At 60.1% G+C, this 25661-nt stretch carries 20 protein-coding genes and 1 tRNA gene; 14 read left to right on the top strand and 7 right to left on the bottom strand.

The window, feature by feature from the left end; genetic code table 11:
- Positions 1-17: 17 nt before the first annotated feature.
- Complete coding sequence (locus tag HMPREF3149_RS05425) at positions 18-1010, bottom strand: phosphate/phosphite/phosphonate ABC transporter substrate-binding protein (protein ID WP_042530270.1); 993 nt, start codon at positions 1008-1010, stop codon at positions 18-20.
- Positions 1011-1036: 26 nt separating this feature from the next.
- Positions 1037-1693 carry an HAD family hydrolase gene (locus HMPREF3149_RS05430; protein ID WP_052471388.1) on the bottom strand — a complete coding sequence of 219 codons (657 nt, stop codon included), beginning with the start codon at positions 1691-1693 and terminating at the stop codon, positions 1037-1039.
- Between the two features lie 128 nt (positions 1694-1821).
- On the opposite strand from HMPREF3149_RS05430, the gene HMPREF3149_RS05435 reads away from it, so the two are divergent.
- The gene (locus HMPREF3149_RS05435; RefSeq protein WP_070537027.1) at positions 1822-2730 is read left to right on the top strand and encodes a cation diffusion facilitator family transporter; all 909 of its coding nucleotides are present in this window, start codon (positions 1822-1824) and stop codon (positions 2728-2730) included.
- A 9-nt stretch (positions 2731-2739) separates the two neighbouring features.
- Here the strand turns inward: HMPREF3149_RS05435 and HMPREF3149_RS05440 are convergent, their stop codons facing one another.
- Together HMPREF3149_RS05440 and HMPREF3149_RS05445 are read right to left on the bottom strand one after the other, a co-directional pair.
- Positions 2740-3696 (bottom strand): DNA glycosylase AlkZ-like family protein, encoded by a 957-nt coding sequence (locus HMPREF3149_RS05440; protein WP_070537028.1) that lies wholly within the window; start codon positions 3694-3696, stop codon positions 2740-2742.
- 10 nt (positions 3697-3706) lie between these two features.
- Positions 3707-5254 (bottom strand): succinic semialdehyde dehydrogenase, encoded by a 1548-nt coding sequence (locus HMPREF3149_RS05445; RefSeq protein WP_070537121.1) that lies wholly within the window; start codon positions 5252-5254, stop codon positions 3707-3709.
- A 90-nt stretch (positions 5255-5344) separates the two neighbouring features.
- Here HMPREF3149_RS05445 and HMPREF3149_RS05450 point away from each other — a divergent pair, with 90 nt between their 5' ends.
- The 4 genes from HMPREF3149_RS05450 (at position 5345) to HMPREF3149_RS05465 (ending at position 10623) form a co-directional block, all read left to right on the top strand.
- Complete coding sequence (locus tag HMPREF3149_RS05450; protein ID WP_070537029.1) at positions 5345-6517, top strand: alanine racemase; 1173 nt, start codon at positions 5345-5347, stop codon at positions 6515-6517.
- Complete coding sequence (locus HMPREF3149_RS05455) at positions 6514-7794, top strand: D-arabinono-1,4-lactone oxidase (RefSeq protein ID WP_042530278.1); 1281 nt, start codon at positions 6514-6516, stop codon at positions 7792-7794. Before HMPREF3149_RS05450 ends, HMPREF3149_RS05455 begins: the two co-directional genes overlap by 4 nt.
- Before the next feature lie 101 nt (positions 7795-7895).
- Positions 7896-9086 carry an MFS transporter gene (locus HMPREF3149_RS05460; protein ID WP_070537030.1) on the top strand — a complete coding sequence of 397 codons (1191 nt, stop codon included), beginning with the start codon at positions 7896-7898 and terminating at the stop codon, positions 9084-9086.
- Positions 9087-9342: 256 nt separating this feature from the next.
- On the top strand, positions 9343-10623 hold the full coding sequence (locus HMPREF3149_RS05465; protein ID WP_070537031.1) for an HNH endonuclease signature motif containing protein: 1281 nt from the start codon (positions 9343-9345) through the stop codon (positions 10621-10623).
- Positions 10624-10868: 245 nt separating this feature from the next.
- On the opposite strand, the gene HMPREF3149_RS05470 is transcribed toward HMPREF3149_RS05465, so the two are convergent.
- Both HMPREF3149_RS05470 and HMPREF3149_RS05475 read right to left on the bottom strand, forming a co-directional pair.
- Complete coding sequence (locus tag HMPREF3149_RS05470; RefSeq protein ID WP_070537032.1) at positions 10869-12209, bottom strand: dicarboxylate/amino acid:cation symporter; 1341 nt, start codon at positions 12207-12209, stop codon at positions 10869-10871.
- 119 nt (positions 12210-12328) lie between these two features.
- On the bottom strand, positions 12329-13405 hold the full coding sequence (locus HMPREF3149_RS05475; RefSeq protein WP_070537033.1) for a lipoate--protein ligase family protein: 1077 nt from the start codon (positions 13403-13405) through the stop codon (positions 12329-12331).
- A gap of 491 nt (positions 13406-13896) precedes the next feature.
- On the opposite strand from HMPREF3149_RS05475, the gene HMPREF3149_RS05480 reads away from it, so the two are divergent.
- The 4 genes from HMPREF3149_RS05480 (at position 13897) to nrfD (ending at position 20341) form a co-directional block, all read left to right on the top strand.
- Entirely contained in the window at positions 13897-14805 is a 909-nt protein-coding gene (locus HMPREF3149_RS05480; protein ID WP_070537034.1) for a PRC and DUF2382 domain-containing protein, read from the top strand.
- 123 nt (positions 14806-14928) lie between these two features.
- The gene (gene fdnG, locus HMPREF3149_RS05490) at positions 14929-18201 is read left to right on the top strand and encodes a formate dehydrogenase-N subunit alpha (RefSeq protein ID WP_246819951.1); all 3273 of its coding nucleotides are present in this window, start codon (positions 14929-14931) and stop codon (positions 18199-18201) included.
- A 5-nt stretch (positions 18202-18206) separates the two neighbouring features.
- Positions 18207-19250 carry a 4Fe-4S dicluster domain-containing protein gene (locus HMPREF3149_RS05495; RefSeq protein WP_070537036.1) on the top strand — a complete coding sequence of 348 codons (1044 nt, stop codon included), beginning with the start codon at positions 18207-18209 and terminating at the stop codon, positions 19248-19250.
- A complete protein-coding gene (gene nrfD / locus HMPREF3149_RS05500) occupies positions 19247-20341 on the top strand; it encodes an NrfD/PsrC family molybdoenzyme membrane anchor subunit (protein ID WP_070537037.1) in 1095 nt (364 codons plus the stop codon). The genes HMPREF3149_RS05495 and nrfD overlap by 4 nt, the downstream gene beginning before the upstream one ends.
- On the opposite strand, the gene selD is transcribed toward nrfD, so the two are convergent.
- The gene (selD, locus tag HMPREF3149_RS05505; RefSeq protein ID WP_070537038.1) at positions 20328-21308 is read right to left on the bottom strand and encodes a selenide, water dikinase SelD; all 981 of its coding nucleotides are present in this window, start codon (positions 21306-21308) and stop codon (positions 20328-20330) included. The genes nrfD and selD overlap by 14 nt on opposite strands.
- Before the next feature lie 35 nt (positions 21309-21343).
- Here selD and HMPREF3149_RS05510 point away from each other — a divergent pair.
- From HMPREF3149_RS05510 to HMPREF3149_RS05525, 5 genes are all read left to right on the top strand, one after another.
- Positions 21344-21438: transfer RNA gene (locus tag HMPREF3149_RS05510), tRNA-Sec, on the top strand.
- 21 nt (positions 21439-21459) lie between these two features.
- Positions 21460-22746 (top strand): L-seryl-tRNA(Sec) selenium transferase, encoded by a 1287-nt coding sequence (gene selA, locus HMPREF3149_RS05515; RefSeq protein ID WP_070537039.1) that lies wholly within the window; start codon positions 21460-21462, stop codon positions 22744-22746.
- Entirely contained in the window at positions 22747-24513 is a 1767-nt protein-coding gene (gene selB / locus HMPREF3149_RS05520) for a selenocysteine-specific translation elongation factor (protein ID WP_070537040.1), read from the top strand.
- 274 nt (positions 24514-24787) lie between these two features.
- A complete protein-coding gene (locus tag HMPREF3149_RS12955; RefSeq protein WP_083280784.1) occupies positions 24788-25069 on the top strand; it encodes a type II toxin-antitoxin system RelE/ParE family toxin in 282 nt (93 codons plus the stop codon).
- An 8-nt stretch (positions 25070-25077) separates the two neighbouring features.
- On the top strand, positions 25078-25377 hold the full coding sequence (locus HMPREF3149_RS05525) for a HigA family addiction module antitoxin (RefSeq protein ID WP_070537041.1): 300 nt from the start codon (positions 25078-25080) through the stop codon (positions 25375-25377).
- Positions 25378-25661 lie beyond the last annotated feature (284 nt).

Genomic DNA, 25661 nt, shown 5'->3' on the forward strand with positions numbered 1-25661 from the left:
AGTGGAGGAGTGCGAATCTACTGTGCGAAGCGTTCGTTGACCTTGCGCGCCATGTCGATGGACTCTTTCTTAGCCGGAACCCAGTCGGTGATGTCGAAGATGGCGGACATGGTGTCCGGGTCCACCTCAGAGAAGCCGTCCATAAGGTCGGTGATTTCCTTGCGGCGCTCCTCTGGGACATCATCAGAAATGACGACGCCGCCATTGGGGTACATGTCGGTATAACCGAAGACGACAAGCTTCTCAGCCAAGTCAGGAGCCTCTGATGAGTCAATGGTGGAGCGTGCGTCCCAGAAGCTGAAGCCCACTTCGGCGTCACCGTTGTAGACGGCCATGATGGACGCATCGTTAGAGGTCACAGGGACCTTCTTGAGACTATCAACATCAATGCCTTGGGACTCCATAGCCATGACCGGCAGCTGGTAGCCGGCCGGCGAGGTAGCACCGAGCATGGCGACGGTAGTTTTGGCATCAATCTTCTTCAGTGCCTCGAGTCCCTTCGGGCCCTGTCCCTCATTTTTGTCTGCGGTGGCGGTGCCGTTGCAGTAGAGGTAGTCATCGCCGCTTGCTGCGTAGGTGGCCTTGACTGGCTCATCCTCGCAGTACTTGTCAGGATTGTTGGTGACAAACTGGCCGGCGTAGGAATCTGCACCGAAGCGCTCATCCTGCAGAACAGCGTGGGCGCCGTACATATCCTCAGCGGAGGCCAGCTGTGCTGCAGAGGCGATAGCGATGTCAGCCTGGCCGGAGCCGATGGCTTCGACGGCGGCCTGGTAGTCCTTGGTAACAACACCCTCAACCTCAACGCCGAGCTCCTCAGAGAGGTAATCAGTCAACGGCTTCGCAGTGGTCACCAAATCATTGACCTTTTCGTTCGGGATGAGTGCGAGGGTGAGCTTCTCATCAGCGCCTTTAGCGGAGTCAGAACCGCTATCGGAGTCAGAGGAGCAAGCGGTAAGGGAGAGGGACAGAGTAAGAGCAGTGGCGGCAAGAGCGGTGAAACGGCGCATGATGAGTGTCTTTCTGTGCGTGTGGTTTAAAGAGCAGAGGTCAGTTGGGGAAAGATGTCGGTGACGCGGGTGACGCGCCAGGTCGGGTTAGCCTCACAGGGGACGGCGAAGGGGGAGTCAACGAGCACGGTGCGTCCACCCATGGCGGCCACGGGTGCAAGGTCGTACTCCCAAATATCTCCGAAGGAGATGAGGCGAGTCGGATCCGTGCCGGCAAGATCGGTGTCCAGGATGCGGGTGAGCCCTTGAGGTTTACCCACCCCGGTGTACACGGCGTCGAAGGACTCTTTGAGGCCAAGCGTATGAAGGGCAGCGCGGAGGCCAATCTCTGGAGAGTTCGTCGCCAGAATGGCGCGGCCGGGGTAGGAAGTAAGGAACTCGGCAAGCCCCTCAGGGGCGTTGATGCCGGTGTCGGCGAGGTTCTCCCGCGAGGCCATGTATGCCTCCTGGCAAGTCTCCTCCGGCACGTCGAGTTCGGCGGCGAGAGTGTGGACGAGGTGGTAGCCGTCGCGCGCTGAGCCGACGTCATTGGAGTTCAGCAGCGCTTCAGCGTCATGAGCAATGGACGGGTGCCCGGCCTTCTCAGCAATATGGTGCGCATAGGCCAGCACGGGACCGTGGCCAAGGCTGACGGTCCCGTCAAAATCGAAGAGTAGGACTGGGCGAGGTATGTCTATGGACATAAAGTACAAACTAATGGTGGGTTATGTACTTCGCGACCGCACGCGGTAAACATTCAGTGAACAGTGCGTGCACATCCGGCTTTGGTAGTCTGAGGGATTGTAAAAAATCTCTCCACGAAGGTCGGGATATGTCTCTTCCTAGCGAGCAGTTGGTGCTCGAACGCTTCATGAAGCTCTCTATCGCCACTGCGGTGGCCACCATTGTTCTCAAGGTTATTGCTGCTGCCGTGACGGGATCGGTGGGCTTTCTTTCCGACGCCCTCGAGTCCGGCGTCAACCTTGTTGCCGCTGTCGTGGGATTCGTGGCTATCAAGATTGCAGCCAAACCCGCGGATGCGAACCACCAGTTCGGGCACGGCAAGGCTGAGTATGTCTCGGCGCTGGTGGAGGGTGCAATGATTTTCGTCGCCGCGGCGATGATCATCTACACCGCTATTCGCCGCCTCATGGAGCCGCAGCCGCTGGAGCAGCCTGGGCTAGGTCTTCTCCTATCGCTCGTGGCTTCCTTGCTCAACCTAGGCGTGGGCCTTTTGCTGGTGCGCGCGGGTAAGCAGCACCGTTCGGCTACTTTGCAGGCGGACGGAAAGCACTTGCTGACCGACGTCTGGACGTCCGTTGGCGTGCTCGTCGGCATCGCGGCAGTTGCCATGACGGGCTGGCTCTGGCTCGATCCGGTCATCGCCTTGGCGGTCGGCCTTAATATCTTGTGGACAGGCTACAAACTGCTCAAGGAATCTCTGAGCTCTTTGCTCTCTGAGTCTTTGCCCAAGGAAGAACACGCGCAGCTCGACACCCTCCTCAACGAACTCGAAGAGCATCACGACGTGGAGTTTACGTCTCGCCGCACCGTAGCCTCCGGCCGCAACAGGCTGGTCTACCTCACCATGGACGTGCCCGGCCAGTGGACGGTACTGCACTCGCACACCATTGCTGACCGCATTGAGGACGCCATCGATGAGCTTTTCCCCGGTGCTGAGGTCTTCATCCACGTTGAACCTGCCGGCACGGTTCATCGCCGCATCCTGCGCATGCCGTAATGCTTGTAGCTAGCGCAGGCTGGCCACGCCGCGTCCGCCTTCCATTACCCACGGCCAACTCAGACCGTTCTTGGTGAGGACATTGACGCGGATCCCATCGGGGACAATCCAGTCCTTGTTGGCGTAGCCCAGCAAGTATTCGTCGAACGCAGGCAGCTCGAGTCGTAGTTCTAGGGCAGTACGGATTTCCTCTGCAGAAACATCTTCCTGCCAAGTGGCCATCCAAAAGTCTTGGCCATCGTGGCGAGTGCGTCGAGCGTCTGCCGACTTCAAAGCTGTGGTGGCTTGAGTCTTGCTGAGCTTTGACCACGCTTGGAGGTCTTCTACCGAGACCGGACCATGACCTGAGATATACCGTTGACCAAGTTCGTGAAGGGGATCCGCGGGCTCGTGTTGGGCAACGGGAAGTGCATCAACGTGAAGAAAGGTTTCCTGGTTGCCGTCCTTGGGGCCTTGGACGAGGTCACCTGCCCCGCCGAAGGCACGCAGTAAGTGGGAGCCGCGACCTTCTGTGGGATCCACGCCCGTCTTGGCGAAAAGCTCATAGACCTGCGCGCGGGTTAATGGTGTGGTGGCTGCGCTGTGGAGGGCCTCTGAGCACGCTTCAAACATCTCTTCGCTGAGCCCTAGATTGGGGCGCCGAGACTTCTGGCTTGCGGCGATGCGTGGATAGAGGAGGCAGGACATCCAGCGGACGTCGGCAGCCGGCATGAAGTGCAACGTCCCTCGCTGGGGCCAGCAGCGCACCACGCGGTAGCTTTCTATCTCTTTCAGAACCTTGTCATCGTCACACCCGGCGCGCAGGGAAAGTGCACGAACACCAGCGTCGTAGGTCTGCCCCTGTAGAGCAAGGAGATGCTCAGCGACGTCCAGCGCCGAGGTGAGCGATGGCCGCGCGGCCGACGGCGCTAGCCCTTGGGCAATGAGCCGGCGCGCTAGGAGTTCATCACGGGATAGCTCGTGCATGGTTTCTCCTTTAAAGCCGGAAGGTCTTCATTAGCTGCATGCCCGTGGAAACCAAGGCGCGGAAGCGCTCCGGCGAGATGTACTCCGACGGTGCCAAGGGATGCAGTCGCTGTTCAGCCACGGTGCGCTCGTTGGCCCACAGACGCATGCCGGTAATGCCGTGGCGGTGGTTCAGTCCGGACTCCTTGACGCCACCTCCGGGCGCGGCGATGGAACCATAGGCGGCAGCGAAGCCTTCGTTGATGTTGACCATGCCCGCCTCGAGTTGAGAAGCAACCTTCCAGGCGCGGCGCGAATTGCCGGACCACACGGAGGCGGATAGACCGTAGTTCGTGTCGTTGGCGCGCTGAATGGCCTCCGCATCGGAGTGCACCGGGTACACGGCTAGGACAGGTCCAAAGGTCTCCGCGGCATAGAGATCCATCTCAGGGGTAACACCGGTCAGCACGGTGGGTTCATAGAAAAACGGCCCCAGGTCTGGGCGGGCCTTCCCGCCGTAGACCACAGTGGCTCCTTTGGATACTGCGTCTTCGACGTGGGCTTCTACCGTATCGAGTTGGCGCTGCGAGGTAAGGGAGCCGATGGTGGCGGCATCGGAGAAGGCCGCGCCGAGTACTTGCTGGTCCAATGCCATTGTGAGTTCTTTGAGAAACCCCTCAACAATGCTTTCGTGAACATACGCGCGCTCGGCAGACATGCACAGCTGACCAGATGAGGAAAACGCGGTGCGCACGGCGCCTTGGGCGGTGGGTTTCAAGGGGGCGTCGTCAAGCACCAGCATTGGATTCTTGCCGCCCAGCTCCAGCATGGTGGGGATGAGGCGCCCGGCAGCCTGCGCGGCAATGGACTTACCGGCCTGGGTAGAGCCGGTGAAGGAGAGTCCGTCCACGAGCGGGATGAGGGCATCACCCACCTCCGCGCCGTTTCCCGGTACAAGTTGCCAGGCGGCCTCCGGAAGACCTGCTTCAATGGCTAGACGCCTGAGCAGGATAGCCGTCAGCGTGGTCTGGGAGTCCGGCTTGTGCACAACAGCGTTGCCCGCAGAAAGCGCTGCCAAGACATCGCCGACGCCTAACGAGAGCGGATAATTCCAAGGCGAAATAAGCCCCACCACGCCTAGCGGATAATGCTGCGTGCGGGTCTTTGTCAGCACAGGAAGCGCGCCGGGGTGGCGTTCCGTGCCGAAGGCTTTGCGGATAGTAACCGCGTAGAAGCGCGCGCAGTTATAGAGATCCATGAGCTCGTCATAGGCATGCGCGCGGGACTTGCCGTTCTCCGCCTGGATAAGGTCGAGGATGAGCTCCTCGTTGTCCTGGACGAGGTCGTGGAGGCGCAGCAAGATCGCCGCGCGATTCCCCTGACCCACGCCGACGCGGGCATATTCAACGGCGCGTTCAACATCGTGGGCGGTGGCAACGGGGAAGCGAAAGAGTTCCTCGCCGGTAAAAGGCGCGTGAGCTTGGTATTCCTCGCCGGTGCCGCATACGTCGTGGGCGGGATCAGCGTCCAGGAAACTCTGCACACGGTGGGGGAGACGGGTCTGAGTAAAGGTTTTCATGACGTCCATTGTCCCAAAAATATTTGGCTCCGCTACACATTTTTCGAGATTTGTCTCACAAACCTAACTACGGGTGGCTAGGATTACGTTATGCCCACCCTATCCACCATCCCGCGAACGGAGGTGCGAGAGGCTATCGAACCTCTCGTGCGCTCCGGCGAGCATCCAGCACCCGTTGGGGTTATTGACCTTGCGGCTTTCGACTACAACGCCCAGCAGATGTCCACACGCGCCGGGGGATTGCCCATTCGGGTCGCCTCCAAGTCGGTCCGCAGCGTGTCGGCGTTGCGCCGCGCGCTGGAACATGACGGCTACCACGGTATCCTTGCGTATTCGGTGCCGGAGGCGCTCCATCTCGTTGCAGAAGGGTTCCGGGACATTGTCGTGGCCTACCCGAGTGTGAACCGACGGGCACTGCGAGAGCTGGCAGGCTCCGCGGCCGCGCGCGACACCGTGACGGTGATGGTGGACAGTGTCGAGTTGCTTGATCTGCTTCCCAGTCCACTGCGTGTGGCCATCGATATTGACTGCACTCTGCACTTGCCTGGCGTAGTGGTGGGTCCGCGTCGCTCGCCCATCCGGGAACCGGAGCAGGTGACGGTGCTGGCCCAGGAGATTCTGCGGCGAGGGCATCGTCTCGTGGGGCTCATGGCCTATGAAGGTCAGGTGGCGTCCGTGGCGGATGGTCTTCCCGGCCCGGTTGGGGCAGTTAAGCGCTGGCTGCGATCCCGGTCCATGGTGGATCTCGCGCCGCGACGCCGAGCCTGTGTGGCCGCTGCGCGGGAGGTGGCAGACATTGAATTTGTCAACGGCGGCGGAACCGGCAGCCTGCAGGAATCTGCGGCGGAAGGCACATTGACCGAACTCGCCGCAGGTTCTGGGTTCTACACGCCGGCCATCTTCGACGATTTCACCGACATCAATCACAAGGCGGCAGCGTTTTTCGTCTGCCAGGTCTCCCGCGTGCCCGCCCCTGGCTGGGCAACGGTCAACTCCGGCGGGTGGATTGCATCAGGCCCACCCGCTAAAGATCGCGTGCCGGTTCCGGTGTGGCCGCAAGGGCTAAGTTATTCCACCACCGAGGGTGCCGGAGAAGTGCAGACTCCGTTGCACGGCGCCTCCCTGAAGGTCGAGGACCCAGTGTGGTTTCGCCACGCCAAGGCCGGAGAGATGACAGAAAACGTCGATTGCCTCCTTGCTGTGGGGGAGGGCTGTGTCGAGCACTGGGACACGTATAGAGGACAAGGATGGACACTCCGATGAGTACTTTTAGCAACTGGGCTGGGTCGGTCACTACGAAACCTGCAGAGTTTCTGCAGCCTTCCCGCATTGACGAGATTCCTGACATCATCACGCGTTCGCGAAGCGTGCGCACCGTTGGAGCAGGTCATTCCTTCTCGCCGGTGGCAGCAGGGGAGGGGACGATGATGAATCTGGATAAGCTGAGTGGCCTGGTGGGCGTCGATAAGCAGCGCAAGCGCGTCCGATTCCTGGCTGGCACTCGTCTCCGTGACGTGCCGGGACTTCTGCGCCCCTTCGGGCTGGCTCTGACGAATCAGGGCGACGTAGACCCACAGTCCCTCGCCGGCGCAATTTCGACGTCGACGCACGGCACCGGCATCGATTACACAGGCTTCGCGGGTACGGTCACGGGCCTCACGCTTATCGACGCCGACGGCAACACCCGCACCTACTCTCTCGATGAGGATCCAGACCTGCTCAGACTCATCGTGGTGAGCATCGGGGCGCTCGGAGTGGTCGTTGAGGTGGAGATGCAGTGCGTTGACGCCTTTGACCTGCAGGCAGAAGAGACGGGAATCGGTTTCAACGAGCTTATGGATAACTGGGAGGAGCTGTCTCGCAGCGTCGACCACTTCGAGTCCTATTGGTTTCCCCACACTGACCGCGCCATGGTGAAAGCTAATACGCGACTCGCACCGAATGGAGAGCACCGTTCACGCATCAAGCAGTTTATTGATGATGAAGTGGTGGGAAATGGTGCCTTTGCAGTCACTCTCGCGCTGGGGCGGATGGTCCCGGCAACGATTCCAGCGCTTAATCGCTTCTCCACTGCGGTAATCTCCCATAACCGCTATCGCGCCGCTGCCCACGAGGTGTTCGTGAGTCCGCGTCGGGTGCGCTTCCACGAGATGGAGTACGCCGTGCCGCTTGCCGCCGGCCCCGCCGCCGTCCGTGAAATACGCCGCTTTATCGAGGATCGTGACTGGCGCATTGGTTTCCCTTTGGAGTTGCGCACGACAGCGGCTGACGACGTCGCACTGTCCACGGCTTCTGGACGCGAATCGATGTACATTGCCTTCCACATTCCGCGGTTCTTAAATCCCCAGGATTACATGCCAAAGCTCGAACCCATCCTGCGCGCAGCCGGCGGCCGGCCGCACTGGGGCAAGATGAACACGCTCGGCCGCGAAGACTTTGCTCAACTTTATGCAAGATTTAACGAGTTCTGCGAGTTGCGCGAAAAGATGGACCCACAGTGGCGGTTCGGCTCTCCGTACCTGCGGAAACTGTTCGGATAGGGGCGTCGTCAAGCATGGTGCAGGCATAATCCAGAATTCGAAAGTATCTCTGATCTTTGGTAGCGTTTGGGAGTCTTAACTCCATAACGCTATCGAAGAAGGTGTCTCAAACGTCTGCTAAATCCACCCCCCTCATCACTCCAACCTTCGTTTTCGCGTGGTTGGTGAACTTTGCACAATTTACGGTCTTCTACCTGCTTGTCACCATTATGGCGATGTACGCCATCGAGCAGTTCCAGGCGTCCGATACAGCGGGCGGATTTGCATCGAGCGCCTTTGTGGTGGGTGCGACAATCGCGCGACTTTTCTCCGGTTATATCGTCGATGCAATGGGGCGAAAGCGCACGCTCGTGGTCTCGCTCATTGCTGTGGCCATTGCAATGGCACTGTACTTCCCGGCACAATCGTTGCCGCTGCTCTTTGTGGTGCGCATCGTGCATGGTTTGGGCTACGCGATTGCATCGACGGCCGTGATGGCTGTGGCGCAGTCTGTAATCCCTGATCACCGCCGTGCTGAGGGCACTGGTTACTTCGCGCTGGGAACCACGCTGGCGACGGCTTTCGGCCCCGCCGCAGGCTTGGCCATTGTGCATAATGCCGGCTACAACGCCGTCTTTGTTGTGGCGCTGACGCTGACCGTCGTTGCTTTGGCGCTGGGACTGGTGGTGAAGGCTCCGGCACAAGAGCAGCGCAGCGTGACCTTCTCCTTGGGCAACATCGTCCACCCAGCAGTGGCACCCTTCGGTGTCTTCATTCTGTTCGTGGGTGTTGCCTACACCGGAATCATCACTTTCTTGAACGGTTACTCTTCCGATGCGGGCCTCGAACAAGGCGCAAGCTACTTCTTCCTCGCCTATGCCGTGGTGAGCCTCATTCTGCGCTTTATTCTGGGTAAGTTGCAGGATCGCCGTGGCGATAACATCATTATCTACACGTCGCTGGTTTTCTTTATCGCGGGTCTTGCCGTGTTAGCTTCGGCCTCGTCCGACTGGCAGGTGATCCTGGCCGGTGCGCTCGTTGGCCTAGGCTATGGCTCTATTCTTCCGGCTGGCCAGGCAATTGCTGTGCGTTTGGTTCCGCTGCACGAGATGGGTGCCGGCATTTCCACCTTCTTCCTGCTCCTTGATATCGGAATCGGCTTCGGTCCAATCCTGCTGGGGCAAGTTATCTCCGCCACGGGATATACCACCATGTACTGGATATTGGCGGCGCTCATGCTCGTGGCTTCGGTTGTGTACTTCTTTGTGCATGGCCGCAAGGCCGTCGCGCGTGGTGACGTGCGGTACGAATAAAAGCTTCCTTTTTAGAAGGGCGGTCGGCTGGAATGCCGGCCGCCCTGTGTGCGTTGTACCCCCGTGGTTGTAGATAGGTCCCGGTTATACGCCCTGTTCGGCAAGAGTCAAACACACAGTCTAAAGATGGGCTTGACACCCCCGATCATCCTTCCGTATCAGCTTTGTTTGTGCAGGCCATAGACCTAAAGGTGGGCTTCCGGTAGAATCATGGTTAGAACACTTCTTCTAACTGTTGATTTTCTCGGGGACACTCATGACCACCACACCACCAACACCACCATCATCACCACCTCCGGCTGCGTTCTTTGCTATCACCAACCCCAATAATCCCCATGCTGTAGCCCGCAGCATTGCCCGGAAAGCAACCTATAGCGCTTGGGTAGCGGCAACACCTGATCTTGAAGCCGATATTGACACCACCGCACTATCCCTCGTTAACGCCTGGGCGTTAACTGAAGGCCACATCAAAGCAGGCCTGCGCGCCATCCACCGCCTGAATGAACTACCCGCCGTCAAATTCCTCCAAGATACCCACTGCCTGCTGGATATTGAATCTCTCATTGCTATTGACCAACCCATGGCCGCCCTCACAACCCACAACCCCGCCACACTCGCAGTAATCGATTGCCTTTTGGCAGAGTATTTCACCCCCACCAAACCCAACCAGGTCTTTCCCACCCGTAGCCAAATCAGACGCAAAGTCCGCGACCTCTGTAAATCCCTCGATGACACTATTGCCTACCGAGACACCCGCCCCCACGACTCCTATACCTTCTCTAGCAACGGAACTAAAGCCTGGCTTGAGCTCGGAGTTGATGAAGACACCGGCATCAAACTCGATGCATTCATTCGCCAAACCGCGAGCAGTCACGGCATCAGCATCACCGATGCAATCAAACAACTACTAAGCGGTGAAATCACCCCACCGGCAACCGTCATCCTGCACACCTACAAAGCCTGCGACGTCGACAACGCTCCGACCTACATCGAAGGCTTTGGCTGGCGGCTGGCAGATATGCCTTACGACCACCACCGCGACTTGACCACCCCCGTCAAAGAAACCGACGGCTACCGGCCAGGAATCATCATGCGTAAACACGTCGAAGGACGCGACGGCACCTGCCGCATGAGCGGATGTGATGAGCCGGCCTACTACACCCAACTCGACCACCGCCACAACTACGCCGACGGTGGGGCAACACACCCAGACAACCTGGCCTGCCTATGCCAAAAACATCACAACCTCAAAACCGATGGCAGCGCCTACTACTTGCTCGACCCCGCCACCGGCGACATCATCTGGCTCTACGACAACGGCACCTGGGCCGTAACAGAAGCCCAAGGCCCCCTCGCACCCCGCGAAAAACGCTGGGCACAAACCATCGGCCAACACATCACCACCACCCGCCAACGCACCCGCGAACAAGCCCAACAACTCAAACAAGAACTCGATGACTATCACGCCGAACAACAAACCACAGCTCAAGCTGAAACAGAATCACACGCCAACACCACAGAAGATATTCCCTTCTAACCACACCCCCAACCACCAACCCCCGTCGACCCACACGACGAAACGTAAGAACCAGGACTCCGTCGTTTAAAACGACGAAGTAGAGGTAGCGACCACGGATGATGAAGGCATCGTCGTTTGAGACGACGGCGGTCAGGTACGTGGGGACTCGAGACAGAGAAGAGCCTCCCTAGTGGGAGCTGCAGGGGTAAGACTTCGGCGATGGCTCCTGGGCTGGGGAGGCTGGTTAGTGGAGGGGGAGGAAGCTAGGCAGAGATGCCTACATGCTTCTTTTCGTCATCGTTCATGATGTGGGTGACACCGTCCTCGGCGGCGTCCCAGACCTCCTGGTCTTGGATACCCGCGCGCTTCGCCACAATAGTGGCGCAGAGGGACTGGCCGGTGACGTTGACCGCGGTGCGGCCCATGTCGATGATGGGCTCGATGGCAAGGAGAAGGCCAACGCCAGCGAGGGGCAGGCCCAGGGTGGACAGGGTCAGTGTCAGCATGACGGTAGCGCCCGTCGTGCCTGCTGTGGCTGCGGAGCCGATGACCGAGACGAAGATGATCAGCAGGTACTGGGTGAGCGAGAGATCAATGCCGTAGAACTGGGCAATGAAGATGGCAGCGATGGCCGGGTAGACGGAGGCGCAGCCGTCCATCTTGGTGGTGGCCCCCAGAGGGATGGCGAAAGAAGCGTACTCGCGTGGGACGCCCATTGCCTTCTCCGTGAAGCGTTCGGTGACGGGCATAACGCCCATCGAGGATCGGGTAACGAAGCCGAGGGAGAATACTGGCCACACGCGCTTGTAGAAGCCCATGACGGGGATGCGGTTGAACAGGAGAACGGCAGGGTAGACCACGAGGATGACGAGGGCGAGGCCAACGTACATGGCAAGGACGAACTTGCCCAGAGAGCTCATGGCATCCCAGCCGTAGGTGGCTACGGCCTTACCGATGAGGGCTGCGGTGCCGATGGGGGCGAGACGGATGATCCACCACAAGACAACCTGAATAACCTTCAAGAAGGATTCGGTAAAGCGCAGGAACGGATCGGCAGCCTTGCCAGCCTTGACCGCGGCGATGCCCAAGGCCAGGGAAATAACAAGCAGCTGAAGGGCGCCGAAGCTGAGGGAGACAGTGTCGTCGCTGAAGGAAGCATTGAGGCCAAAGAAATTTGAGGGGACGAGCTGCTGGAGGAAGGCGGTCCACGAACCGACGTGGGAGGGATCGGCGGCGGTGGAGGCGTCGACAGTCGTGCCGACTCCTGGCTTCATGACGAGTGCAACGAGGATGCCTGCGAGAACCGAGAAGAAAGCGGTGATGGCGAACCACACGAGAGTCGAAATCGCGAGAGAAGCAGCGTTTGCCACTTTGCGCAGGTTAGCCACCGAAGTGACGACCGCGGCAAAGATGAGCGGCGGCACCATAATCTTGAGTAGCTGAACGTAGGCGCCGCCGATGCCGGTGAGGGTATCGGCGAGCCACGTGGATTCCATGCCGGATGCAATGAATCCGAGGATGAGGCCAATGATGAGGCCGGCGATGACTTGGGCGCCAAAGCCGGTGGCCCATGAGGGCAGCGTGCGGGAGGAGGTGTCAGACACGAGATTGTTCCTTCTAGACAGTGTTGTATAGAAAAAGACCAGCCAGTTCGCCCAGGGCGAACCGATCGGTTCACTAAAGACCACAACACAGTACGCTGCCTTTAAATTCCCGTGCAAGTTTAGGGAATGCGTTTCGTCCAGTCATCGGTGAGGAACTTGGTGTCGACGAGGTGGCGGGCGCGGCTAAGCGTGGCGTCGGAAAGCTCGGCCTCCACGGCCCCGTAGCGAGTAGCGAACTCACGCGCCATCGTGTCGATGATCTCCTCGCGGGGCACACCAGTCTGGCGGCGCAGCGGATCGACGCGCTTCTTCGCGCTGGCCAGACCCTTGGACGAGATCTTGACCTTGCCGATGCGCAGAACTTCCATCATCTTGTCGGCGTCGATGTCATAGCTCATTGTCGTGTGGTGCAAAACCGCGCCTTTACGGCGCTTCTGTGCAGCGCCGCCGATCTTGCCGCCGTCGGAAGTGATGTCATTAATAGGGACATACCAGGCGTTAACACCGAGTTTGCCCAGTGCTGCGAGAACCCACTGGTCAAGATATTCGTAGCTGGCCTCATAGGAATAGCCCGCGACGAGGGACTCGGGGGCATAGAGGGAGTAGGTGACGCAGTTGCCGCCCTCCATGAACATGGCGCCACCGCCGGAGATGCGGCGCACGGGAATAATGCCGTGCTTGTCGACGCCCTCCTGATCCAACTCATTGGCATAGGACTGGTAGGAGCCGAAGACCACGGCCTTGTCCTCCCACTCCCAGAAGCGCAGGGTGGGGCCGCGCTGTCCTTCCGCGACTTCGTTGAGGAGGACCTCGTCAAGTGCGACGTTGACCGGGGTGGGGAGGATACCTGGGCGCAGGATCTCCCAGCTGTGATCAGTGAAATCGGTGCCGTCGGACAGTGCGCGCTTGACCGTAACGGCGAGGTGATGGGTGTCGAAGCCATGGAGGGCGACGGGTTCTTCCTCCTCGATTCGGGCGAGCGCGGCATCGAGGCGGGACTGGATATCGGAGGTGCTGGTGGCCGTGGTGACGCCGGTCAAAGCAGGACCGAGTGCGTCGTAGGCTTCCTCGGGCTCTAGGAAAAAATCACCGGAGATCTTGGCGGTGGTGATGGTGTTGTTGGCGTCCAGGGCGATGTCGACGACGAGAAGCTTGCCGCCCGGGACCTTGAGTTCAAAGTGTTTATGAGTGCTCATGATGTTGAGGGTACCGATGGTGTGGCTTGTACATACTCTGCGAACTAGACCAATTCAGATTTGATCTGATGTGTGGGGGTAGCGGGGCATGATTGGAATTTCCTGTGGAGGGTGTAGGGGTTCGCATGGAAAGTGGTGCCTTGAAGTGATGTGGTGTGGTTGCTGGTAGGGGAAGGGTTCTTTCCTGTGGTGACCTCTGTGTGGCCTCAATGAGGTCTAGTTGGAACCCGAGAGGTAAGAAACTGGCCAGTGTGATGCAATGACAGCTCCGTTACCTAATCGTTATAGGTTGTGTGACCTGCGGCGAAGCCATGAAAAGTTGAAAAAACGGGTCACAGTGGTGGCGAGATGTTGATTTGTCCGTATCGTGGATGGCAGAGCAAACGAAATAGCAAATCGCGCTCTCCTGAACGTTGGATTCGGGGGTAGCGACTGAGTTTCACTGTTTGCCGCCGATAAATAGACCAATTATAGGAAGGTTCAGAGAAACAATGGGCAAGAACATCAAGGATCTTTTCGACGCAACCGCTTACGACAACGCTGGCGAGAAGCTCGGCTCTGTCAAGGAGGTCTTCGTTGATGAGCAGACCGGTCAGCCGACCTTCGTTGAGGTCAACCACGGCCTGTTCGGCATGAACTCCAGCCTGGTCCCGCTCCGCGGCCACGACTTCAATGGTGATGACCTCAAGCTGGCTTTCTCCAAGGATCGTATTGAGGGCGCCCCGGACTTCGACTCCGATAAGCCGCTGACCCCGGAGGCACAGTCTGACATCTTCAAGCACTACAACCTGGAGAACGCCCAGGACGTCACCACCTACCGTGACGAGCGCACTGACACCACCACCGGTGCTGGCGTTGCTGGCGCAGGTGCTGCAGGCGCTGGCGTTGCCGGTGCAGGCGCAGGCGCTCACGCAAACGATGAGACCGTGACCACCGAGCGCACCGCAGCCACCGACCGCACCGCAGCCACCGACCGCGCTGCTGCCACCGACACCGCCGCTGGTCACAACCTGACCGACAACGACAACGAGCTCATCCGTTCCGAGGAGCGTCTGGACGTCAACAAGGAGCGCGTTGCTACCGGCGAGGCACGTCTGCGCAAGTACGTCGTGACCGACACCGAGACCGTTGAGGTCCCGGTCGAGCGCGAAGAGGTTCGCGTCGAGCGCACCCCGATCTCCGAGGCTGACGCCGCTAACTTCAACGGCACCATCGGTGACAACGACACCGCAGAGGCTTCCGTCACCCTGCACGAGGAGCGCGTGAACGTTGACAAGAAGACCGTCCCGGTTGAGAAGGTCAACCTGTCCAAGGAGACCATCCAGGACACCGAGACCCACACCGAGGAGCTGCGCAAGGAGCAGATCGATACCGACGGTATCACTGAGACCCGCAAGTAATTCGGGCTAAACGCAAGGGCTTGGAGCTTTAAAGCTCCAAGCCCTTGATGCTGTTTTCTACCCCTTTTAGGCCCCTGTGCGGTCGGTCTAGAAAATATGAACTCCAGGCAGTAGATTTGAGGCATGTCTCGTTTTAGTCCGCTGAACTGGCCGGTCGTCCGCCAGATCCGCAATAAGGATGCCTTCGGCCGCGACTTGTCTACGCAGTCGGCCAAGAGCGAGGAGCTGCGTGGCCGCACCGTGGACGCCGACCGCGTGGTCCAATCCGTCTGCCCCTATTGCGCGGTGGGCTGCTCCCAGCGCGTGTACGTCAAGGATGACCGCGTCATCCAGATCGAGGGCGACCCGGATTCCCCGATTTCGCGCGGACGCCTGTGCCCCAAGGGCTCGGCCTCTGAGCAACTCATTAACTCCTCGTCGCGCGTCACCACAATTAAGTACCGTGCACCTTATGCCACCGAGTGGCAGGACTTGGATGAAGAAACCGCGATGAACATGATCGCGGATCGCTTTGTGGAGTCGCGTAAGAAGCATTGGGAGGACGTCGATAAGCAGGGGCGTCCCCTCAACCGCACTATGGGCATCGCCGGACTGGGTGGTGCAACACTGGACAATGAGGAGAACTACCTCATTAAGAAGCTCTTTACGGCAACCGGTGCGATTCAGGTTGAGAACCAGGCGCGCATATGACACTCCGCCACCGTTCCTAGTCTAGGAACTTCGTTTGGCCGCGGCGGCGCAACCCAACCGCTGCAGGATATGGCGAATGCAGACTGCATCGTCATTGAGGGTTCCAACATGGCCGAGTGCCACCCAGTGGGATTCCAATGGGTAGTTGAGGCTAAGAAGCGTGGTGCACGCATCATCCACGTTGATCCGCGCTACACACGCACGTCTGCGTTTGCGAACCGTCACATTGGCATTCGCGGTGGTACGGATGTGGTGCTGTTGGGCGCCATCATTAAGTACGTGCTGGACAATGACCTGTATTTCCACGATTACGTGGTGAATTACACGAACGCTGCGTCCATCATTTCGTCCGACTTCAAGGGCACCGAGGACCTTGAAGGTTTGTTCTCCGGCTATGACGCGGAAACGGGCAAGTACGTCACGGATTCGTGGCAGTACGTGCGCAAGCCTGAGGGCTCGTCGTGGAACGTGGAGAAGGATCCGACCCTAGAGAACCCGAACACGGTGTTCCAGATTCTCAAGCGCCACTACTCGCGCTATACCCCGGAGATGGTGGAGGAGACCTGCGGTATTTCACAGGAGGACTTCTACTACCTGGCGAATTCCATCGCGGAGAATTCCAAGCCGGACCGCACTACCTGCTTCGCCTACGCACTGGGCTTTACCCAGCACACTCTAGGAGCACAGTTCATCCGTACGGCGGCGATCTTGCAGCTGCTCATGGGTAATGTGGGCCGTCCTGGCTCGGGCATCATGGCCTTGCGCGGCCACGCTTCGATTCAGGGGTCGACGGATATCCCGACGCTGTTCAACTCCCTGCCGGGGTACCTGCCCATGCCGCACGTGGAGCAGACGAACTGGAGTGAGTACCTTAACTCCTTCCGCAAGGAAGACCAGAAGGGCTTCTGGCAGTTGGGTGAGAACTATGCGGTCTCACTGATGAAGTCTTACTGGGGTGACGCGGCCACCGAAGAGAATGAGTGGGGATTCAACCTCATGCCGCGCCTGTCCGGCGCGCATTCAACGTATGAAACCCTGTTGGCAATGCTCCGCCACGAGGTTGAAGGCTACTTCGTCTTTGGCCAGAACCCAGCGGTGGCGCAGTCCAACGGCGGCATGCAACGCCGTGGACTTGCGGCACTGAAGTGGCTGGTTGTGCGCGATTTCCAGGAGATTGAAACCGCCAGCTTCTGGAAGGACTCTCCGGAAATCAAGAACGGTGAGCTCAAGACCGAAGAGATTGGCACCGAAGTCTTCCTTATGCCGGCAGCTACTCACGTGGAGAAATCCGGCACATTTACTCAAACCCAGCGCATGGTGCAGTGGCGCTTCCAGGCGGTTCCGCCGCCGGGCCAAGCCCGCAGTGAGGCGTGGTTCTTCTACCAGCTGGGAAAGAAGATCCGTGAGCGCCTTGCTGATTCAACTGACCCGCGTGACCTCCCCATCAAGTCCATAACATGGGATTACACCGAGGACGAGCACGGCGATCCGAGCTCGGATGAGATCTTGCGTGAAATCAACGGCTACTACCTCGACGGACCAAAGAAAGGGCAGCTCCTGCCTGCCTTTACGGAAATGCGTGCGGATGGCACGACGTCCGGTGGTTGCTGGATTTACACCGGTATCTACAAGGACGGCATCAACCATGCAGCAAAGAAGGTGCCGGGTTCGGAACAGAACGAGGTTGCCTTGGACTGGGGCTGGGTATGGCCAGCTAACCGCCGCATTCTCTACAACCGAGCCTCGGCAAAGCCCGATGGAACTCCATGGTCGGAGCGCAAGAAGTACGTGTGGTGGGATGAAGCTCAGGGCACGTGGGTCGGTGACGACGTGCCTGACTTCCCAGCAACGAAGCGTCCGGATTACGTGGCGCCCGTCGATGCCGTGGGACCAGAGGCCCTCGATGGTGATGATCCCTTCATCATGCAGGCAGACGGCCTGGGCTGGCTCTTTGCGCCGCAGGGGCTTTCCGACGGCCCCCTGCCCACCCACTACGAGCCACAAGAGTCTCCGGTGACGAACGCGCTGTACAAGCAGCAGCAGTCGCCAACGCGCTTGACCATTAAGCGTGAGGACAACCTTTCCCGCCCCGAGCCAGGGGAGGTCGGCGCGGACGTGTTCCCGTTTGTCTTCTCCACCTATCGCCTGACGGAGATGTATACCTCAGGTGCTATGTCACGCCGCCTGCCGTTCCTGGCGGAGTTGCAGCCAGGCTTGTTCTGTGAGGTGGATAAGGACTTGGCGGAAAAGCGTGGACTCGTTAATGGCGAGTGGGCCACCATTGTCTCGCCGCGCGGCGTTATTGAGGCCCAGGTTTTGGTGACCGACCGCATGGAAATGCTCACCATCAACGGCGAGGAGTTCCACCAGATCGGTCTGCCGTATCACTACGGCGAGTCTGAAACCACCGATGTGGCCGGCGATGGCGCGAACGACCTGCTGGGTCTGACGCTGGAGCCGAACGTGTTCATCCAGAACTCTAAGGTGGGCGCGTGTGATATTCAGCCGGGACGCCGCCCACGCGGTGAGGCTCGACTGGATTTGCTGCGTGAATACCAGGAGCGCGCGAAGCTGACGGTGGAGTCAGGAAACCAAGTTCTTGATGTGAGCGACGCGTTCACCACGGAGGTACGGGCCACCGACGAGAACACTGGTAATGACTCCACAGCGGGCAACGTGGCTGATTATGAAGGCAAGGAGGGCTAATAACCGTGGCGAATGCATTGACGGAGAAAGCCGACAAGCACGGCTACGAGTCCTACCAGCGCATGGCGTTCTTCACCGATACCTCCATTTGTATCGGTTGTAAGGCCTGCGAGGTGGCGTGTAAGGAGTGGAACCGCAACCCGGTTGAAGGCTATGCGGTGACTGGAAACTCCTATGACAACACCGGCTCGCTTGGCGCCAACACGTGGCGCCATGTGGCCTTCATTGAACAAAACAACGAGCGCATTGAACGCGCCCGGGAAGAGGGGCGGCAGCTCATTTCGCTGGGTATGCCTACTGTTCAGCCGTCCACGACGCCGCCCGACACCGATGACTTCCGCTGGCTCATGTCCTCCGATGTGTGCAAACACTGCACCAACGCGGGATGCCTCGATGTGTGCCCGACGGGCGCGTTGTTCCGCTCGGAGTACGGCACCGTGGTGGTGCAAGACGATGTATGCAATGGCTGTGGTACCTGTGTGGCGGGTTGTCCCTTTGGCGTCATTGAGCGCCGCGATGATGGTGGCGTCACGCTGAAAGCAGATAAGACGGCCACGGTAGACTACGAAGTTCCTGATCACGCGGGCATCAACGTGCTTGCCAAGCTTAAGCAGCTCAAGCCGCAAGGCCAAGATCATGTGCCGGGACAGTCCATGCCCATCAAGAACTTGGGCGTGGCTCAGAAGTGCACCATGTGCTACGACCGCCTCAAGATTGGTGAGCAGCCGGCCTGTGCCAAGACCTGCCCCACGGACTCCATCCAGTTTGGTCCGTACGAAGAGATGCTGGCCGCAGCTCAGGAACGTGTACGTGTTTTGCACGAGCAGGGCCTGACTGAGGCTCGCCTGTATGGTGCGAACCGTGAGGACGGTGTGGGTGGCACTGGCTCCATCTTCTTGCTTCTGGACTCTCCTGAGGTCTACGGCTTGCCGCCGGATCCGCGTGTGCCCACGGCGGATTTGCCGCAGATGTACAAGATCGCGGCGAAGGCTATTGGAGGTATGGCGCTGGCGGTTGCCGGAGCATTCGTGATGGGAGGCCGCAAGTGAGCGAATTTGATGAGTACCGCCCGCCGCAGGAGCCTAGGCGCTTCGGAGGCAAGAAGGGTGGAAAGAAGCGCAAGCGTCTAGGCGCGGGTGCCCAAGACGGTTCCAAAGAGCAGCGCATGGCGGAGGACTTTGAGTTCTCTTCCTATTACGGCAAGCCCGTGGTCAAAGCCCCGCCGTGGGAGTGGCCCATTGGCGGCTACCTGTTCCTCGGTGGTCTGGCTGGTGGCTCGGCGCTGCTCGGCGCAGGTGCGCAGGCGACCGGCAATAGGGAGCTGAAGCGGTCGACGCGCTTGACCGCCTTCTCGGCGGCCTCGGTAGGATCAGTTTTTCTCGTGCTGGACTTGGGCCGCCCGGAACGCCTGCTCAACATGTTCCGAGTGTTCAAGGTGACCTCGCCGATGTCCGTTGGTTCGTGGATCTTGGGTAGCTTCGCTGGCGCAGCAGCTCTGCCAGCTCTTGTGGAAGCCGATGAGCTGGTTGGCGGGGTAGTGCCTGCGCCCGTTCGGGCTCTTCTTGACCAGGCCGCTGGCCCAGCGGGTGGTGTCGCCGGCGTGTTGGGCGGTCCGCTGGCCGGATACACAGCCGTCTTGCTGGCGAATACCTCGAATCCGACATGGAATGACGCAAGGAAGCACTTGCCGTATGTCTTCGTATCGTCGGCGTCGGCAGCCGCATCAGGTGCCGCGATGGTGTTCACTCCCGTGGAAAGCGCAGGTCCTGCACGCGCCTTGGGCATGGCGGCCGCAGCGAGCGACCTCGCCGCGACCCGCGTCATGGAAGAAAACATGGAGCCGGAGCCCAAGCGCCCGCTGCATGAGGGCGTACCTGGAAAGCTCATGAAGGCTTCCGAGGCGCTCATTGCGGCCGGCGGCGTGGGATCCGCAGTAGCGGCACTGACGAAATCGCGGGCGGTATCGGTGGTCTCGGGGCTGGCACTGATGGCGGGCTCAGCCTGCACACGTTTCGGAGTTCTCAACGCCGGGCGCGAGGCCGTCAAGGATCCCTCAACCACCATCGGACCGCAAAAGCGCCGCGCGGAGGCCCGCCGCCGTGCGGAAGGCCTCGGAACCTCGACGGTTACGAGCGGATAGTAATCCGCGCCTCACCTGGGACGGTTCGGCCAATGACCGGATAGCCGGGAACCTCACCGATGACGAGGAGGCCGCCGGAGGTCTGGGCATCAGCAAGGAAGACGAGGTCTTCTTCACTCAGGTCGGCGTTCAGGTGGGGGTGTACCCAGTCGAGGTTGCGGCGCGAGCCGCCCGGGATGAACCCTTCTGCCAGGGCTTCCTTCGCGCCCTCAATGGCAGGAACAGCGGAGAAGTCTAGCTCCGCACCGATTCCGGAGGCGCGGCACATCTTATAGAGGTGGCCCAACAGTCCGAAGCCGGTGACGTCGGTGGCGGCACGTACCCCGGCTGCTACCGCGGCAGCGGCCGCATCGCGGTTAAGCGTGGTCATAGAGTCCACCGCGGCCTGGGAGACCTCGCCGGTGGCCTTGTGTTTATTGTTGAGGATGCCCACGCCAATCGGCTTGGTCAGCGTGATGGGAAGCCCGGCCTCGGCGGCGTCGTTGCGCAAGATTTTGTCCGGGTGGACGATGCCCGTGGCCGCCAAACCATAGGTGGGTTCCGGAGCCGTGATGGAGTGACCGCCAGTAATGGAAATGCCGGCCTCACTGGCGATATCCATGCCGCCGCGCAGAACCTCGCGCAAAATGTCGAGGCCAAGCACTTCGCGCGGCCAGCCCACGAGGTTGATGGCGGTGATGGGGGTGCCGCCCATGGCGTAGACGTCGGAAAGCGCATTGGCAGCAGCCACGCGGCCCCAGTCATAGGGGTCGTTGAGCATCGGCGTGAAGAAATCCGCGGTAGAGATGACCGCCAGTCCGTCTGGGATGCGCACGGCGGAGGCATCGTCGCCGTCGTCAAGCCCGACCAACACGTTGGGGTCTGCGGTGCCCACGAGTCCCTCAACGGCAGACTCGAGTTCGCCCGGGGGAATCTTGCAGGCGCAGCCGCCACCGGCGGCATAGGACGTTAACTTGATGTCAGACATAGGTACTATTTTAGCCGCGTGTAAGGTGTGCAGGCGGAGGCGTACGTGTCCTGGTGGGCGCCCCGGTCTTCAAAACCGGTGAGGCCGAGTATCTCGGTCTGGCAGGTTCGATTCCTGTCCGTCTCCGCCAAACGCGCAGCTAGGAGGACCCATGACGACAGACCCCCGCCGCTTCATCCCCAAGATGGATGTGATCCTCCAGTACCCGGCGGTGCGCTATGCGCAGGAGCGCGTGGCGCCGTACAGGGTTCGTGCAGTGATTGACGCCGTGCTTGACGACGTCCGCTCCGGCACCCTCCCACCCTCCCTCATTGAAGAGAAGCTAGAAGAGCGTTTGAACAGCTCACAGCCGTATTCTTTGCGCCCGGTCATCAACGCCACCGGCGTTATCATTCACACGAACTTGGGCCGTGCACCGTTGCCGCCAGCGGCGGTGGACGCACTGGTAGCCGCGGCGTCCTACACCGACGTGGAGATGGATCTGGAGAGCGGTCTGCGCTCACGCAATAGGGGGCGCGCGGCACGTGATGCCGTGCTGGCGGCTTGCCCCGGCGCGGACGATGCGCTCGTGGTGAACAATGGTGCCTCCGCGCTGCTGCTAGCTACTGCGGCCCTAGCACCTGGCAAAGAGGTCATCATCTCCCGCGGGGAACTCATTGAAATTGGTGCGGGCTTCCGCCTGCCCGAACTTATTGAGTCCACAGCGACGCGTTTGCATGAAGTCGGCGCGACCAACCGCACGCATGTAGCGGACTATGAGCGTGCGCTGGATGAGGGCACTGGAGCCATCCTTAAGGTGCACCCCTCTAACTTTCGCATTAGTGGTTTTACGTCGTCGGTATCGGTGGCACAGCTGCGTGCGCTCACAGACTTGCCGCTCATCGTGGACATCGGTTCAGGCTTACTCACACCGGATGCGGTGTTGCCGGAGGAACCGTCCGCCAGCGAAGCCTTGCGGGACGGCGCCGATATCGTGTTGTTCTCCGGGGACAAACTCCTGGGCGGCCCACAAGCGGGAGTGCTCGTAGGAACGAAGGAAGCCATAGCTGCATGCACGAAGCACCCGCTGGCGCGGGCCGTGCGTATTGACAAGCTCCGTCTCAACGCGTTGGAGGCGGCGCTGTCGACCTCCGCACATGCGGTGTACGAGGCTCTGCACATCTCACCTGATCGTCACAAGGAGCGCACGGAAAAAATTGCTGCTGCGCTGGGTGCCGAGGTGGTGGACCATGATGGTCGCGTAGGTGGTGGCGGTGCTCCGGAGATACCGTTGCCCGGCTGGGCAGTGGCGTTGCCGGAGGAGCTGGCGCGCCCGTTGCGCCTTGGGGCGACACCGGTCGTGACTCGCGTGAGCCACGGACGCTGCCTGGTGGATGTGCGCTGCGTGCCGGAGAGCCAGGACGCGGAACTTATTGCGGCACTACAGGCGGTGATGTAGATGTACGTCGTTGCCACCGCAGGCCACGTGGACCACGGCAAGTCCAGCTTGGTCAAGGCGCTCACCGGAATGGAGCCGGACCGCTGGGAGGAAGAACAGCGGCGTGGACTGACCATTGATTTGGGCTTCGTGTGGACAAAGCTGGACTCCGGCGCGGATGTGGCCTTTGTCGATGTACCGGGACATGAGAAATTTCTGGGCAACATGCTGGCCGGGGTGGGCCCCGCGCCGGTTGTGCTCTTTGTCGTGGCGGCCGATGAAGGCTGGCAGGAGCAGTCCACTGACCACCGCGACGCACTGCGTGCTCTGGGCGTGCACCACGGCGTGGTGGCGCTCACGCGCGCGGATCGTGCAGATGATGCGCGCCGCGCAGAAGCCATCGCACAGGTCAGGGCGGAGCTGGCGGGAACAGCGCTTGGCGACGCCCCCCTCGTCCCCGTCTCCGCCATAACCGGGGAGGGCGTGGACACACTGCGGGCAGAGCTGGATGCTGTGTTGGCGGGGATGCCCGCTCCCGATGCGACAGCGCGTGTGCGGCTGTGGGTAGACCGAGCCTTCAGCGTGAAAGGTGCCGGCACCGTAGTGACGGGAACTCTGGCGGCAGGAACCATTGCCGTGGGCGATGAGCTGGTGCTGGGGGAGAAGAAGGTGACGGTCCGCGGACTGCAGAGTGAGAACGCCAGTGTGTCTTCGGTAGGGCCGGTCTCCCGCGTGGCGGTGAACCTGCGCGGAGTGGACGCGGATGAGGTCCATCGGGGCGATGCACTGCTGAGCCCTCAAGCGTGGCGCGTGCTCGACACCGTGGACGTGCGGCGCACCTTCGGTTCAGACTTGTCTGAGCTCCCGCAGAACATCGTGGTGCACATTGGTACCGCCGGTGTGGGTGCTAGGCTGCGGCCGCTCGGAGGCGACTATGCGCGCCTGACCCTGGACCAGCCTCTGCCGCTCACGCTTCTCGATAGGTTCGTCGTACGCAGCCCCGGCGGACGTCACGTTGTCGCGGGCGTCGAAATCGTGGACGTGAACCCGGCGGAACTGAGCCGGCGCGGCGACGCGAAGAAGCGGGCGGTGCAGCTGGCGCAGACGTCCCCGCGGGATCCCGCAGCGTGGCTGAAGCGCTGCGGCTATGAGCGCGTAGAGAACCTTGTGCGCGATGGCTTCGTGGTGGAGGGCAAACCAGCCGGGATCATCGAATTCCGTGAGTGGTGGATTGCCGCCAGCCAAGTGACCACCTGGAAGGAGGCGCTGCTGGGCGCGGTGAAGAACCACGCTGAATCCAATCCACTCGCGCCAGGCCTGCCGCACGCAGCAGCCATGGATGCGCTGGGCCTGAGCGAACCAGCATTACTGGGACTGGCAGTAGCCGCGGCCCACGTGGAATCGGCCGAGGGTGTCCTGCGCCTGCCTGGACAGACCGTGGATCTCGGCCCCGCCGAGAAAGGCGTGGCCGAGCTTGAACGGCGCCTCCGCGACGAACCATTCGCTGCCCCGGAAGCGGAGGACCTCACAAGACTAGGACTTGGTCCCAAAGAGCTTGCTGCGGCCGAGCGCGCCGGGCGCGTGCTCCGCCTGCAATCAGGTGTGGTGCTCTTGCCCACGGCACCGCGTCGGGCGCAGGACATCGTCGCAGGGCTGGAGCAGCCATTTACTCTCTCGGCCGCGCGCAAGGCCCTGGGCACGACCCGCCGAGTGGCCATTCCGTTGCTGGAGCACCTCGACTCGATCGGAGTGACTCGCCTAGTGGATGGGCAGCGAACGGTGCGCTAAGTCCTAGTGGGCGGCTGCCGAAATGAACGAGCGCGGTGCTAGGAGCAAAGGGACCAAAGTAAGGGAACCATCTGTGGGGCGGTGTCGGAGAAAGTCCAGGTCAGCGTATGAGCATAAGCGCATAAGGTACTAATTAAAAGGTGCCTTCTAGAATGTCATTGTCATGGGGGAATCAAGGCAGTCTTAAGCTCCGGAAAATTCTCCAGGATTCAGTGTCAGAAACTTAACGGAGATCGTTATTGACGGATTCCGTTATGGTTTGTAGATTGAGGTCATGATCCAGTCCTTTGCTGACCGAGACACCGAGCTTGTCTGGTTGCGCCGAGCGTCACCGCGGATCGATTCGAGAATCCACAAGACCGCAAATAGAAAACTTCATCAGCTTGATGCGGCGGTTTCCCTGCAATCGCTGCGAATACCGCCGGGCAACCGGTTGGAAGCTTCGAAAGGCGACCGACGGGGAACATACAGCATTCGTGTCAATCAGCAATGGAGGATTACTTTTCGCTGGACTGAAGCAGGTCCGGCGGACGTGGCGATAGAGGATTATCACTAAGGAGCGATATGAGTACCAAACTGTATCCGCCAATTCATCCCGGAGAAGTACTCAATGAGGATTTCATTAAGGCATTCGGGATCACACAACATAAGCTGGCCATGGCCATTGGGGTCCCGCCACGCAGGATTAATGAGATTGTCCACGGCAAGCGCGGAATCACCGCAGATACTGCGTTGAGGCTAGGAAAGTATTTCGGGGTAGAACCGCAGTTCTGGCTGAACTTGCAAGGAAGATACGAACTCGAGGTAGCTGAGGATTCTATCGCCGAAGAAGTCAACAGTATTGAGCCGCTCGAAGTGGCCTGAGTGCAAGATTCAGTAACGCGAACGGTTCGACTGCACGCGGCCGCCGGAGTGTGAGTGAACGGAACGTCGGCCGCCGACATCGGGGTCGTCGCTTCCCCATGAATCTTCAGCCCATAGTGCAAAATCACGATCGGCGTATCGCTTCTGGCGAGTGGCTATATGTTCCCTGGGACCAGAGTAAGGGAACCTTTTATGGGCCGGTGTCGGAGAAACCCCAGGTCGAAGCATGATTAGAAGTGCATAAGGTACTTGTTAAAAGGTGCCTTTGCTTCCTGGGGTAGGGG

It is taken from the genome of Corynebacterium sp. HMSC05E07 (genome assembly GCF_001807225.1).
In the GTDB taxonomy this organism is placed as follows: domain Bacteria; phylum Actinomycetota; class Actinomycetes; order Mycobacteriales; family Mycobacteriaceae; genus Corynebacterium; species Corynebacterium singulare.

What these genes read in the sequence shown, in the direction of transcription:
- selD (WP_070537038.1), bottom strand. Translation starts at nt 21,308, where the DNA reads ATGTCTGACATCAAGTTAACGTCCTATGCCGCCGGTGGCGGCTGCGCC.
- HMPREF3149_RS12955 (WP_083280784.1), top strand. Translation starts at nt 24,788, where the DNA reads ATGATCCAGTCCTTTGCTGACCGAGACACCGAGCTTGTCTGGTTGCGC.
- selA (WP_070537039.1), top strand. Translation starts at nt 21,460, where the DNA reads ATGACGACAGACCCCCGCCGCTTCATCCCCAAGATGGATGTGATCCTC.
- HMPREF3149_RS05465 (WP_070537031.1), top strand. Translation starts at nt 9,343, where the DNA reads ATGACCACCACACCACCAACACCACCATCATCACCACCTCCGGCTGCG.
- HMPREF3149_RS05430 (WP_052471388.1), bottom strand. Translation starts at nt 1,693, where the DNA reads ATGTCCATAGACATACCTCGCCCAGTCCTACTCTTCGATTTTGACGGG.
- HMPREF3149_RS05435 (WP_070537027.1), top strand. Translation starts at nt 1,822, where the DNA reads ATGTCTCTTCCTAGCGAGCAGTTGGTGCTCGAACGCTTCATGAAGCTC.
- HMPREF3149_RS05450 (WP_070537029.1), top strand. Translation starts at nt 5,345, where the DNA reads ATGCCCACCCTATCCACCATCCCGCGAACGGAGGTGCGAGAGGCTATC.
- HMPREF3149_RS05440 (WP_070537028.1), bottom strand. Translation starts at nt 3,696, where the DNA reads ATGCACGAGCTATCCCGTGATGAACTCCTAGCGCGCCGGCTCATTGCC.
- HMPREF3149_RS05525 (WP_070537041.1), top strand. Translation starts at nt 25,078, where the DNA reads ATGAGTACCAAACTGTATCCGCCAATTCATCCCGGAGAAGTACTCAAT.
- selB (WP_070537040.1), top strand. Translation starts at nt 22,747, where the DNA reads ATGTACGTCGTTGCCACCGCAGGCCACGTGGACCACGGCAAGTCCAGC.
- HMPREF3149_RS05455 (WP_042530278.1), top strand. Translation starts at nt 6,514, where the DNA reads ATGAGTACTTTTAGCAACTGGGCTGGGTCGGTCACTACGAAACCTGCA.
- HMPREF3149_RS05445 (WP_070537121.1), bottom strand. Translation starts at nt 5,254, where the DNA reads ATGAAAACCTTTACTCAGACCCGTCTCCCCCACCGTGTGCAGAGTTTC.
- HMPREF3149_RS05475 (WP_070537033.1), bottom strand. Translation starts at nt 13,405, where the DNA reads ATGAGCACTCATAAACACTTTGAACTCAAGGTCCCGGGCGGCAAGCTT.
- HMPREF3149_RS05425 (WP_042530270.1), bottom strand. Translation starts at nt 1,010, where the DNA reads ATGCGCCGTTTCACCGCTCTTGCCGCCACTGCTCTTACTCTGTCCCTC.
- HMPREF3149_RS05480 (WP_070537034.1), top strand. Translation starts at nt 13,897, where the DNA reads ATGGGCAAGAACATCAAGGATCTTTTCGACGCAACCGCTTACGACAAC.